This window comes from Paenibacillus sp. Negev47 (genome assembly GCF_058313655.1).
In genome coordinates this window covers 2837661-2852196 of record NZ_CM177754.1, presented here as the reverse complement: position 1 = coordinate 2852196, position 14536 = coordinate 2837661, and the positions used below count along the sequence as shown (strand labels likewise).

8 protein-coding genes are annotated in these 14536 nt (G+C 45.9%); all 8 read right to left on the bottom strand.

All coding sequences use genetic code 11. The annotated features are described in order from the left end of the window. Positions 1–69: 69 nt before the first annotated feature. A complete protein-coding gene (locus AC4G47_RS13100; protein WP_491106281.1) occupies positions 70–1818 on the bottom strand; it encodes an ABC transporter ATP-binding protein in 1749 nt (582 codons plus the stop codon). Beyond that, complete coding sequence (locus tag AC4G47_RS13095; RefSeq protein ID WP_491106280.1) at positions 1815–3614, bottom strand: ABC transporter ATP-binding protein; 1800 nt, start codon at positions 3612–3614, stop codon at positions 1815–1817. Before AC4G47_RS13095 ends, AC4G47_RS13100 begins: the two co-directional genes overlap by 4 nt. A gap of 424 nt (positions 3615–4038) precedes the next feature. Beyond that, positions 4039–6546: a WG repeat-containing protein gene (locus tag AC4G47_RS13090; protein WP_491106279.1), complete on the bottom strand. Its 2508-nt coding sequence runs from the start codon at positions 6544–6546 to the stop codon at positions 4039–4041. 134 nt (positions 6547–6680) lie between these two features. Continuing rightward, complete coding sequence (locus tag AC4G47_RS13085) at positions 6681–8072, bottom strand: hypothetical protein (RefSeq protein ID WP_491106278.1); 1392 nt, start codon at positions 8070–8072, stop codon at positions 6681–6683. 13 nt (positions 8073–8085) lie between these two features. Further along, positions 8086–8628 (bottom strand): sigma-70 family RNA polymerase sigma factor, encoded by a 543-nt coding sequence (locus AC4G47_RS13080; RefSeq protein WP_491106277.1) that lies wholly within the window; start codon positions 8626–8628, stop codon positions 8086–8088. Between the two features lie 224 nt (positions 8629–8852). Then, positions 8853–9131, bottom strand: a complete 279-nt coding sequence (locus AC4G47_RS13075; protein WP_458122736.1) for a hypothetical protein — start codon at positions 9129–9131, stop codon at positions 8853–8855. Continuing rightward, a complete protein-coding gene (locus AC4G47_RS13070) occupies positions 9118–10953 on the bottom strand; it encodes a hypothetical protein (RefSeq protein ID WP_491106276.1) in 1836 nt (611 codons plus the stop codon). Before AC4G47_RS13070 ends, AC4G47_RS13075 begins: the two co-directional genes overlap by 14 nt. A 4-nt stretch (positions 10954–10957) precedes the next feature. Then, a complete protein-coding gene (locus tag AC4G47_RS13065) occupies positions 10958–14518 on the bottom strand; it encodes a DUF4132 domain-containing protein (RefSeq protein ID WP_491106275.1) in 3561 nt (1186 codons plus the stop codon). Between the last annotated feature and the right edge of the window lie 18 nt (positions 14519–14536).

Below are 14536 nucleotides of genomic sequence, written 5' to 3'. Positions count from 1 at the left end.
AGTCTCCTTTTATATCAGTTCATTTAGCCATATTAGATTATTTACTTCAGTTCTCTCTATCTCATCTCATTATTCGTTTACTTTTACCTGCCAGCCTTCCGCATCCTGTTGTAATTGCCACAGACGAGCGTAGATGCCCGAGTAATCTAGCAATTGCGCATGCGTTCCATGTTCTACAAGCTGACCTTGGTCCAATACAAGGATCTGATCGGCATTTTGAATGGTTTTTAATCGGTGTGCAATCAAAATGACCGTCTTGTCCGCCACGAGCTCATTAATCGCTTGCTGCACCGCGGCTTCGTTCTCCGGATCAAGTGAAGCGGTGGCTTCGTCAAGCAATACGATCGATGCATTTTTCAACAAGGCACGTGCAATGGAAATACGCTGTTTCTCCCCACCAGATAACGTCGATCCACCCTCGCCAACAAGTGTATCGTATCCCTGCAGCAGACTGGAGATAAACGCATGACAACAAGCTCTCCGTGCTGCCTCCTCAATCTCGAATTGCGTAGCGTCTTTCTTTCCTACACGAATGTTGTTACCGATCGTATCCTGGAACAGATACACGTCCTGGAAGACCACAGAGATATCCTGCAACAGCTTCTCGGGGTCCATCTGATCAACGGGTCTGCCGCCAATGCGAATGGTTCCTTGCTGTACATCCCAGAAGCGGGCAATGAGACGTGTGACTGTACTCTTACCACTACCGGATGGGCCAACCAGAGCAGTAATGGTATGCGGTTCAATTGTAAACGACAAGTCTTTCAACACCGGCTGCTGGCCATCATATCCAAAGGTCACCTGGTCGAACGAAATGGCCTGATTAGGCTGTATATCTCCCTTTCCTGCCATCGGTGCTTCCTGCTGCACATCCATAATGCGCCTTGCACTATATGCGGAGTACCGCATCTCCCCATAACTCATCAGTACAACCGTTAACGGTTCGAATACCTTCGTGCCCACCAGCAAAAACAACAGAAATACCGGTAACGACAACTCACCGCCTGCAAGCAAATAACTGCCTACCAGAATCATCCACGTCATCCCTGATCTTGCGAGCAACATCGCCCCCATGATCATCGGTCCCATGATGCCTTCCAACCGAATGGAAGCTGATTTCAATTCGTCAAAAGAACGACGCAGCCTTTCAAAACGTTTGCCCCCTATATTGTGGGCCTTAATCTCGCGAATACCGCTCAGATATTCCTGCAGCCGACTGGCGGCTTCGTTTTTGGCTCGAACATGGTTCTCACTCAGTCGTGCCTGAATGGAATCCATAAGCCATAACAGAGCCACACCTAAGGGAACGGCAATAAACATGGCTACGGCCATTCTCCAATCCACCAACAGAAGTCCGACAAAAGCAAGCACCGGAAGCACAATCGCGCTGATCAGCTGCGACAGATTGTGAGAGATCGTGTGCTCAACCTGGCCATAATCACTTAGAATCAGATTCGTCAGATCTCCAGGATCACGTTTTCCGAAAAATCCTAGCGACAGATGGCGAATATGTTCGGCCAGTTTCAACCTTCCTGAAGCCGCAAGGCTGTATGCTGCCCGATAGGTCTTGTCATAGAGTGAAGCGTAAGCCGCATATTCCACCAGAAGCCAGGCAAACAGGATGCAGCAGACAATCCACATACGATTAATATCCAGTCCTTTGCCCGGTTCAGCAAAAGACGTATAGATCGTATTGAATATGTCTACAAGCAGCGCCGCAGGAACAATCTTCGCAATTCCATCCAGAATCGCTGCCATCACTGAAGGAAGCAGACTACGAGGATTACCGCCAGATATATTGTATAAATAATTCCTCATCGCACTGCACCTCCAAGCTTCCAGGAAGCTGCACTGATATGAGCTTGCCACATGTGCTCATATACTCCGCCCAATGCACGCAATTGATCATGTGTGCCACGCTCGGCAATCGTCCCTTGCCGGATGACGAGAATTTGCTCTGCTACACGAATCGTTGTTAGACGATGAGCAATAATCAGTACCGTTTTGCCTTGAACCAATTGGGCCAATCCTTGCTGGATCTTGTGCTCATTCTCTGCATCCGCGTATGCTGTCGCCTCATCCATGACCAGAATGGGAGCATTTTTGAGCAGCGCCCGTGCAATTGCGATTCGCTGTGCTTCACCGCCGGACAGGTATGTGCCGCCTTCTCCAATTTTGGTGTCATAACCGGCATCCATTTTCTCTATAAACTCATGACAACAGGCAGTTCGAGCCGCAGCTATAACGTCCTGTCGTGAGGCCGATGTGTTGCCCATCCGAATATTTTCTTCAATCGTATCGTAGAACAGATGTACATCCTGGAATACAAAGGACACCGTATCCATCAGCTTCTCCGTCCCCATCTCCTGAATCGAAATCCCGCCAATCGTAATCTCACCTTCCTGTACATCCCAGAAACGAAGCAATAGATTCGCAATGGTTGACTTCCCCCCACCCGAAGGTCCGACAAGTGCGGTCATCTCTCCTGCGTTGGCTACAAAATCAACCTGTTCAAGTACGGGTTTATACGCTTCGCTCTCCTTGTGTTCATAAGCAAAAGATACCTGACGAAAAGCAACCTCATATGTATCGGGAACTTTGGGCAACTCAGGTTCATGTACAACTGGCTCGGCAAACACCGATTCAATCCGTTTCTGTCCTTCCACAATCTCTCGCATCCCACTACCCAGATACATTAACTTCAATAACGGAGCAGATAGACTCGGGGTAATGATCAGAAACAGAATAAACGTGATCGCAAACGACTGATTGCCCGCATTTCCACTCGACAGCAGAATACCCACCGGAACAATGAAAGTAAATAACGAGATCATAATCACAAAAAACAGCCCGTAAGATGTTTTACACAAATCTGTTATTTTCAATGAAATATCCCGATAACGCGTCACCGCCTGTTTGAACGTCAGAAACGAATCCGCTGTAATCCCAAATACTTTCACCGCCGGCATACCTCTCACGTATTCAACACCCGTTGCATTCATCTCTTCAATGGCTAGCTGAAAATCACGATAAGCCTGACGGCCTCGTTCGCTGCGGAAGAGACGGCTTTGCAGCCAGAACCCGATTCCAATCGGAACGAGCAACGTCAGCGCCATGCGATAATCGAGCCAGAACAGATATCCCAGCAGCATCAACGGAATGACGATTGCACTCACCAGATCCGGCAACTGATGGGCGATGAACTTCTCAATTTTCTCCACACTGACTTCGATGATCTTCTTCAATTCACCGGTTGCCGTCCGGGTGTGATAGCCCATGGGTACTTTGGCAACATGTTCAGCAAGTCTCACTCTGAGCTCGTACAAAATGTTGAACGCAGCGATGTGTGAGCACATCCCCCCGATATAGAGCGCAATTAACCCTGCGATCAGGGCTACGAACGCGACGATCCCCCAATAGATCAACAGATCTCTGTCCATGGCAGAGGGTTGCCCCGCATGAGTTAGCAGTTCCTCGACGATCTTGTACACCCCGATAAAAGGAACAATCTGCAACAGACTCGACAGGGTCGAGAAGATACTTGCTATAATCAGCAGACCTTTGCGCTCCTTCGTTACTTGCATTAGTCCGGACACTTCAGATGTGTTGTTCATCTCATCCCTCCTGATATTAATAATCATTATCAATATAGCAAAGTGCTATATACGCACATTAATATCTCATAGAGCCCTGAATGAACACTACCTCTTCGCGGAGCAATAATACCTCTTCACGGATTATTGTTGTCTCACAGCTTCTTATAAACCATATTGGACATATGACCTCGTCGCTTAACTTGAGAATGACTGGTCAAGTATTTACATTCTCGCCAAGCAAAGAAGTGTTGTTGGAGAATGTTTTTGTTTTTTACTTGTATAGATAAATGTGACTTATTTGATCTGTAACCCTCGTAATATTCCCCATTTAGTATGGATAAATATTACGAGGGTTACTTACATCATAAAACTGTCGCCTATTGAATCCAAAAGGAAGCCATATTGGATATATGGCTTCCTCGCTTAACCTGTGAATGGGCACTCAACTATGGAAAGCTTTCCAGAATGAACCTTCTGTATTAATAATGTCCTTGATCTGCACAAAAGGAATCGTAAACGTTGGAAATCCTGCCGCATAGGGAGCGATATCATATGGATTGAAGTAGAGATGTAGAGCATCCGCTGTAACAAAGAACGGCTGATCCGGACTGATCCCCTTATAAGTGTCCGGAAACACATACGAGTATTGAGGATCATTCTTGATCTGATCCCCCACAATCTGGCTCAGAACCTTTACATAGTCACTATTCGGCTTAAATAGATCCTTCAACTCATACAACTGGCCATTCGTCAGATTAATGACCGCATAGATCATCGTAGGCATACCATGCGCTGCACCCGCCGGATAGTTATAACCTGTAAGTTGCAGTTGCAGCAGTTGCTGGTGATAAAACGTAATATCAAAATCCCCTGTATAGGTGTAATCCAGCTGCTGATCGGCAGGAATCGGCTTCACCTGCGAGAGTTGCTTCAATTTGGCGTTTAGCGCAAGCTGCTCCGCTTGGTTCGTCAATCCCTCCACCTGCGGATAATATACGAGGTAATCCCTGTTCGGTTTGTACTTCTCTTCGCGTACGCGGTACGGCGGATGAAGCGGAACGATCGTATTTTGCCGCCAGATGATCTGTCCAGCCCCATTCACATACGATAAACGCTGATCTACATATGCCTTAATCAGATCTGGTGCCACAACCTCCAGCGTACCCGAACCTTCTACATGGGGGTACCCGGAAGCAGGCCTTCCGCTCAGATCCAGCAGATAAGTCTGTCTTCCATCTGATGCGGACGCGAGACCATTCTTGTAATTGCCCACATCACGATATACGAACTCAGTAAGTCTTCGACCACTAGTGTCAGCAATCGCGTACATAGAGCCAATATAAGGCTGCTCCGGATTAATTGCTTGCCCCAGCGCATAACGTTGCTCTCCTAGTTCGCGAATGTCATTGTAGGCGGGTTGAATGATGAATGAACCCTGCGTATTAATGACGCCGTAGACGGACTTGTAATCCTCCGCTGTATTGACAATCGCTTGCCCGTCGCTAAAAGGAAATGCCGATGAAAACTTGGGCTGAATGCGAATATTCCCCCGCTCGTCGATATACCCATATTTGCCCGAGGCCTCTTTTTGAAATGCGAGCAGTCCATCGCCAAGCGGCCCCACATAAGCATATGGATATGTCGCAATCCGCTGCCCGTTCCGATTGATGAGCGCGTATTCATTATCCTTGATCTGCACAACCGCCTTGCCATCTTGAAAATCGTTCGCTGACGTAAACTGTGCCGGAATCACCTCATTGCCTGAGGCATCCAGATAACCATACAGACTCACCGAACCATCTGCCTGACCAGGATTAGAATCGTAAAATAACGCTCGACCGTCGTTCATATTCGAAATATACGGGTATGCCCGTTTGGTCAGGACCGTACCTTGTTCATTAATCATCTTAAATCCTTGAGCATCGATCACCATCGCCCGTTCTTCGGAAAAGGAGTTGATGGAATCGTATACAGGTTGAACCACATATTGACCATTCAAATGAATAGCACCGGCACGACCATCCTTGACCACAACCGCCAATCCATTGGGCTGAAACTCATGGGCATCATCCAGAACCGGTTCAAGCCGAACATGTCCCTGTGCATCCATATAACCCCAACGGGTTCCGCTTGTTGTTCGAACGGAGATCGGATATAACCATGTTGCTACCCGCGCATGGCTTATCGGTACCATCGCCTGCTTGATTTTCTTTTCCAGCTCAAGGAGCACCTCTCTGGAAGGGTAAGCTTCCGGGAAGCTGAGTGCTTTTTGTACTGAAGCGAGTGCTGCCGGGTACTGACCCGCATGATACTGAGCATCCGCAAGGTAATACCAGTAAAAGATATAATCAGGATAATGCTGGGTTAGTTGCTCGTAATATTGTGCCACTTTCGGATAATAGGCTGCATATACGTCCGGTGCAGGAACCCATTTCCCATTCTGCCATCGGATAATCTCCACGCGATAGGCTTCCCCTGTATCGTGAATCCACAGGGCAATTTCCACCTTGCCATCTCGGCCATGCGGACCAGGCATATCTATAATCTCTGCATAGCTATAGTATAGATCGTCAGGTGCCAGATCTTTGAGTCCAGATTCAGTCCACTCATATACGGCAAGCTTAGACCAGATCGCACCAATCCGCCACCCGATGATGAGATTATTCCTTGCCGTTGAAGTTACTGGGGCTGCAGTCATTAGAGTCACCCCGTACCCCAATCCCTTAATTAGAGACATTTTGATCCAGTGTCCTTGGTAAAATTTTAGAATAAGCAAGTATAACTCACCATTCAACTGGTAGACTGCAGCAATCTCCGGCATACCATCACCGGTAAGGTCTGCCGCGTAGATCGCTGGATGTTTGACAGGTTTATCAATAGTGACGACCGTTGCACCAGCCGGAATATGTTGATTCACAATTTGTGTTAATAGCGGTTCGCTCATGGACATCTCAGTTTCCTCCCTTATGACCGCATTCGCCTAATGGTATGCGTCATAAATCGGGATATGACATGTAATTCATTTCTAGGTCTTTCATCATCATTTGCATAGAAGGTTAGCAGTTAACTGTTTCACTTTTTATTTTATTTATCTTGCAAAGTTACTTTCTGCCCATTCAGTAGCAGGTAGCTCACATCGTTCACCGGAATGGTTGTAAGGGATATCCACTTGATGAGATCCTGCTCCAGTTGTAGGAAACCTGATGCAGCATTTAATGTAGTCCCATCCTTCATATGCACTTCAATACTCAGATCCTCCATCCGGATCTTGCTCAGTACTTCACCTGTAAGGGTAACGCCAACCGCAGACACAGTAACATTTACCTGTAAGCCCCCATTTGAATTGAGGCGAGTGTTTCCCACTTTACTTAAAGCATGTTGACTCAAGTTAAAAGTGGTTTTCCAATTCCCTTGTACAACTTCACTAATGCTCGTGAAGCTGCCTTGGAGTCTTAGCTTATCTAATTGTTCAACAGCGGACAGATCATACACATACTCCTCATAATCTCCTCCATACGTAACCCCATCTTTCATATAGTGTCCATAGCTAATGGAGTAGTGGGGAATATCAAGCTTTTGGCCTTGCTCATCCGTGAAGTAGAAATATCCATGATTATACCCGCCTATCTCATTATCCGGATTAATCTGAATGTGTAACTTGCCATCTACAAAACCCATATTGGAAATATGCATCCAATCAATACCCTCAACAGGGATATTCGTTACATCCTGATGCAGTACCGGAATTGAATCAGTTTCCAGTTGAATATCGGTTTTACCTCCCACTCCACTTATGCGATCTCGATCCAGAAAATCATAGCTATTGTTTTGCTTTTCTTGTAACAACTGTCCCCAGTCCACTGGTACGTTGTAACCTTCTTGAAGAGATGTACCCGACATCAGCGTATTAATCTGAACTGTCATTCGATTTTTGCTGACTTTTCCTTGGATCAGGAAGCGCACAATAGCCGTTTTATTCGCATCATCATAATGAATAATTTGAGCGTTGTTTGTATTACCTCCGGTTACCCTGTAATCATATACATCCAGTGTATCGTCAATACGATGACCAGTCAGATCCGACAATGAAACATAGATTTCCGTTGTATCTCCGTCCCTTACAGCACCAATAACCTCCATACGAATACCTTGATCTTCACTCACCTGATGAACAGGCTGAAGAATGCCTATCCGATCTGCCCCCAGAAAATGAAGAACAGAAGACAGGTCAATGATGCCCACCGAAGCAGCTGCCCCTGTAACCAGACATAACGATAACGTAGCGGTTATAGGAATATAGATGGCTTTGCGATACCTTTTTCTCTTATTCCTGGACTTCTTGGTATGTACCGATGAATCTATAGATGAATCTGGTCTCACCTTAGCTCTGGTTTCATGCAAAACCAACTTATCATAGAACAACTTTTTAATATTCTCGAGGTTCTGCTCCTTGAATTGTTTTTCGGATTCTCCCATGTGATCACCTCCTTTATTTCCTGTTCATCCACCATGTCTTCAATCGTTGCCTGGAACGATACAGCTTGTTATGGACTTGCCTGACGTGCAAGGACAATGCTTCCGATATCTCATGGGGTCTTTGTCCTTCATAAAAACGACGTTTCATAATCTCACGTTCCGGTTCTGGAAAAGATTCAATCATTTGATTAAGTTCCGTATACGTCTCTTTACTGATCACCGAAACCAACAAATCTTCCGTTTGCACCGAATGAATCTCCTCTTCATATGTAAGCTCAGATCTTCGATTAAGTTTCCGGTAGCGATCAATTGCTTTATGTTTTGTGATGGTCGCGAGATAATTTTTCAGGCTACTTCGCCCGGATTGAAACCCATCCGGATTCTGCCAAAAAGCAAAAAATGTATCTGCTACGCATTCTTCAATCTCTTCTGTCGATGCATGATACAGGATGGAATGAGCAATCTTCCATAACAAACCTGCATAGTGATTCATCACCCATTCCATGGCCTCAGGATCACGATTCGCTACTGCCCTTCTTATTTGTTCTTCTTCCACGATTACGTGCGCCCTCCCTTCCATGCTAGATATGATCACGAAATGCTCGTGTTGATCAGCGCTTCCTACCTATATTCGTTGAGAAGATGACGTTTACTTACTTCTACGATAAAAAAAGATTTGCAGTGGCCTTAGCCTTCCGCAAATCTTCTTATATTTTATAATACATCTTATCAAATAAATCTTATTGTCCTCATATACAGTGGTTCTTCCACTAACCCATGCTATGCTTCTTCTTGTACACTGAGCTGTACATATTGGGTGAGACGACAATACTGAAATAACAACAGTTCTTCATCACCTTGACCAAGAGCCACCCTACGCCCTTCCTCGATGACGTGATTCAGCAATTCATGAAGGAAGCTCATCTGCAAACGTAAGGATTCCGCTGCGAGCTGCTCAAGTAACTCAATATCTCGGACCGTAAACTGGGATAACCCGCGCAGCAACAACTCTTCTGACCAGCTGTTGATCTTCTGCATGAAATGATCATATTCTTCCAAGTCTACCCATCCTTCCTCCAGTGCCTGTATCCAGTTTCAGACTGAGCATCGTTTGACCCTTCAGGAAACTGACCGGGCAGACCCGTTTGGGTTCCACACGAACAAAGGCATAAAAGTGTTCAAGCGATTGGGAACCATATCCTGACTCCAGTCTTTGGATCATCGTCTGCCAGTCCGTTGAATACGGAAGAGTGAGTGCCAATCGTTCTCCTTCGGAACTCTCGACCGTCAGGACAAGATCCTGCGTTTGTTTGACAAAACGATGATCCACGATGCGAGCAACTTTGATCATGGCCAGTCGTTCTTTAGGAGCAGCAAACAAGTCAAACGATCGTGATTCCTCTCGAAGTATAGAAGAGACATCTTGCATGTACTTGCCCATATTCAATGTTTCTACACCCGTTCGTGGCAATATCTCAAGCTTTGCACCTTCCCCGGAAGATATCCGTCGTTCTTCATTCACTTTCACCGAATGGAATTGAACTTCTTCCCCTGCGAACTGGCGAAAGGTCAGATGTGGCAACCACGGTGTGAATGCACCATAATGTTCTGTATACGAGAACTGCTGATCGTCATAATACACAGCACGCACATCGCTATACGTGTAGATTTCCTCATCATCAAAACAATAAAAGTAGTATGTGATTCCACGGAACCCGGATCGTGTCTCCCACGCATCAGCCCCCAGTCCATATAGATGGAGTGAAGGAACAGCGAAATATTTACTGCGAAAACTGCCAATAAGCTGGCTCTGCTGAAAGGCAGACACCTTTTTCTCTTCAAGAACCTGGAGCGCAAGATACAGCTTGCTCACCCGATCCAGCATGGATTGCATGGAGAAACGTACATGCCTGTTAAAAAACAACTGTAGTTCTCCTTGAATCCCTCGTAAATTGCGTTCTATATCAGGCAGATTACCACTATGGGCTGCGATTGCCAAAGTCTCCAGTTGGGCCATATAGGACTGAGGAATACGGGCCAGTCCCGTCTTCAACAATGCTGCCAGCATAACGCGACATTCCTGCACCGTCTGAAGAGAGAACTTGGCTTCGTACACCCGTCCACTTAATGCATCCGAATCATCCAGGCCTTTTAGGTTCCGGTACCGTAGCAAAGCTTCAAGCTTGGCCATTTTCCCAGCTGTCTGCTGCACCTTACATCGTGCTTTTGCAAGGTTCGGTTCCTCCGTAAAAGACACTTCGATATTCTGATTGGTCAGATGCACCGTTAGTAGTGAATCTTCAATGATCTTAATTTCTTCTGGGTACCTTAATCGGAACACGACTTCCTCAATCATGGAAGAACTAAACGATTTAATTAACACTGTAAGGTCAGACTCCGTCATCCAGCGAAAACGAGACTCGACCTCACGAGATACCGAATACGGATCTTCGCTTGGATCGTCCGCGTTTGATACTAAGTTTGACACTGAGTCTGTTACGGATACGTCTTTTGGTACGTCCAACGGATCATTATCCGATATCCCTGAGTCCTTATCCAGCGCATGCTTCTCGTCCGCACTCATCGAATCCTCTGACGAATGTTTCCGTTGATCATATAGTATGGCAATCAGTACATGCTTGCATATATGGTCTGACGGACAGGAACAATCCCAATGATCCAGCGTATTTTCGAGCGTACAGTGTGTCCCGTCACTGAGCTGGCAACTCACGGATGATTCGTTCCATGTGTACGTTACACTCACACCGTTGTCCAACTCTTTCAAAGACCTTTTGTACAACCCCTTGTTGGCATAACGAATCAGATAATCCTCTGTACACAGCTTCGAAAAACTTCGGAATTTCTCCTTAAATCCACTCACTTCATCAACGCCCCGTTGCTCTCAGAATGTCGTAGATCGTTTCACTGAACACCCGACTTGGAACGTTGCCCAGAGCAATGGATTTGTTGTCACCATAGTAATAATATTGCCTGTTACTCGGTTTGAAGAAATGCAGGGAGTCCAGTGTAATGTCATCCAATCCCTCGTAATACGTGATGCTCGTACCGCTGAATTGCAATTCTGCAACAAGATCTCCGTACTCTTTATAAAATTCATGATACCAGCCGCCATCTTGTGCCGGTCCTTTGATCCAACCGTATTTCTCCAGTGCTTTAGGGAATGCCGTTGGCGAGAAATCAGACTCGGGCAGACGATCATATTCGTTATTCGTTTTATCTTCATCTTCAGGCTGATGAATCTCGCGATTCAGTTGTTCGAATGGCTGCTTGATCTCGTAATCCTCCAACTGCGTTGCCCAGCCTTCGAGTGTGGACTGATCCAGTTCCAGCGGGTGTACGAGTCCAACCAGCCTATCTGAAGGCAGATCAACCTCATCTTCATCCACGGTATTGAATGTACCATCCTCCATATAACGGAACGTGCTGACCAGAACGCCATTCTCATACGTTCCCCAGATCAGACCGACAGCGAATTTTTGCATAATTACATTTTGTACAAACAGGGCTTTCCACTCATCGGCAGACCATAGACGTTGTTTGGACAATGACTCTTCCAGACGTTGTGCCTGAATGCTAACCATGGATTTGAGATCTTTTTTCAGTTGCGTGAAACGCGCCTTGGACTGGGCTGCCAATTCAGCATCATCTTTCTGTGCAGGAGCAGGCAGACTCTTCACGGATTTGCCCGTTTCTTCATTCAAGACAACGACTTGCAAGTCTCCATTCACCTTAATCAGGAAGGAACGCTCACCATAGCTAAGCTGCATGGTTCCTTTTTCATCAAAACCAAGCGTGGTGACCAACCGATCTTCCAGTTGTTCCGCGGTAAGTCCCATATTATCCGCGGCAAGCTGCAACGCTTCTTCTGCTGCACCTTTCACCTGGCGGTTCTTCACGCCACGTTTGATCTTGTCAATCGCCATAAGAGCAGATGGATCTTTCAGATAAGCGAGTACTTTCACAGCATCTGCTGCAATAGCCCCACGACTATTTTCCGTCCACTCCTTAATTTGCGGAGCCAGTATATGAACAATCTGAATATCGCCATAGAGTGCTGAAACATACATCACCCACTTTTCTTTCGCGGGGGCACCTTCTTGAATCCATACCTGGAGCAGTTCACTTGCAAAACGAGCGAGCGATGCCTCACTTACGTAATCCCGTAATTCATTCAATCGTTCATTGGGCCCGGAGGTATGATCCAACGATTGGACCAAAGCATACTGCTTAATCCGATCATCCAAAGGCTGATTATCTTCAATACGTTTTAGGGAAGGGAGATCTTTCAAGGACAACCAGCTCAGTCTCGACAGCTTTTTGGCATCTGCCTGATCAGCGAGTGCAGCGTGGGCATACTCCGGACTTAGATCTGCGGTATCCAGCAGAATTTGGATCAGACTCTTCCACTCGTCGGACTTCTCATCCTTCAAAAGATCACGGTACAGTTCCTTGCTGTTCTCGAGACTGCGAATAGCAGTCAGAGCCATCTCTTTGATACCCACCTTTTTCTCCGAGCGGTAGATAAGCGAGTATAACTCTTCATCAGGCATCCGGTTAAATTCAGCAAGCGCCACACCGTTGGCCTTCTTCGACGAATCCTGCAATCCGGCACGAATCGCTTCAGATAACTGTTTTTTGGGCAGTTCCTGACGCTGCTCAAAGGTGATTTCCAATACGAGAATACGAGTGTCTGTTGGAAGTTTTTTATACTGTTTCAGCGCATATTCAAGATTCTGCTGAATGATACGGCGATACTCATCCTTGGGCATTGAATTGTATCTATAATCCGTCATGCCGTTGAGTGAGATGAGACTGGTCAACAGTTTCTCAAGCTGTACCTCAGGGTCTTGACCATAACGTTGAAGAAGCTTTTCACCACTAAATGCATAGGATCGATACATGTCTGAGACGATATCCATGGTCCAATCAGGATAAGTAGCCATAACAACGAACCGGCGCATTGCCTCTGATTCCTCAGGAAGGAAGCTGATGGCAATTAAACTCTGAATACGTTTTTTGTCACGATTCAGGTTATTAAAGAGACCGCGGCTGTTTGGATCGTTCCAGTATTCCTCCAACGAAGTTTTACCTTCCAGATACCGTGCGATAGCCAGACCACTGCGTCCACCATCCAATGGCTCTCTTAGTACAGCATAGACGGCTTCTTCAATCGTTCCTTCAGCTTCAGGAAGCTCGAGTCCACGATCCCCCATGACCTTGTGTATCATAAGCTTGAGATACGGGGTTTTGAGCAGCTCATATGCTCGTCTTGATCGATCAGGCTCACTTGCAATGGCTAACTGCAGGTTGGGCCAAGAAATAGTGTACATGTTAAGTTCGTAATTCATTAGCTCGATCAACTGGTATGGTTCATCGATCGGAAGAAGACCCGTAAACAGGTTGTCTACATTCTTGGCTCTGGAATCCAAACTCAGTAGGTACATGCGCATTTCGAAAGGATAGATCTCATGCAATTGATTGATTACTTCCAGTAAAACCTGTCCCGTTTCCCCTTTGTTTTCAAGGAATCGTTCCTTACCGCCACTGATATTAACCAGATATAATAACGAACTACTTAGCAATATCATCGTTTGGTGAAACACATTTTGGGACAATTGATCCTTTTTATTTAATGATGTATTCGGATATTGTTCTGCAATCAGTTGATTCCGTTTTTGTTGAAGGAATTCCGGATCCAGATCACGAACAGATTGCATAGAACGGCTCTGGACGGAGCATACAATCAGTGGTTCTATAAGCTTATGTAACGTTGGACGAAGCTGTTCTGCATCGTCAATGAGTACAAGTTGAAGTACCTCGTGCAGGTTTTGACTGAGTAATTGTACTTGTTCAGCCTGTGAGTTCATGCCTTCCAATTTGGAATACAGGTTCAGAAGTAACAAAGCGTCAATAATTTCCCCCTGGTGGTTTCCATAACCATTTCCTTTTTTGGATTCAACAAAGGTCTTAACGAGACCTAGCCTGCTTTTTAATTCCTCCAGAATTTCTTTCTCGCCGGCAAACTGACGAATTTTCTCCAAGCGGAACAGTAAATCACCCATTCGATCCTGGCTTTTGCTCTTTCCGCTTAATCCGTAAACTGCTGATTCAGGTCCGATACAGATCGTGAAACCATCTGTTCTCCACGAATTACGTCTGGAATACTGAGATTCCAGATGAATGACAATAGCCCCTGCCCGGAAAAATATATCTCCATCATCTTTCTTGGCAAGCTTCATAAGTGCTTCAGTCGTATGGTAGACATAATGAGTGGAATTACCCATCATTTCAGGAAACTTGTCCGTCGTTCCGAGGACATAATCAATGATTTCCTGACTCCGGTCCGTTTTGAGCGAGTAATCGTTCGAACACATTTCAGCAAACTTCTCCACCAAAGTCTCTATTCCACGGTCTGCAGTAAGCATTACACATTCCTCCTTGAA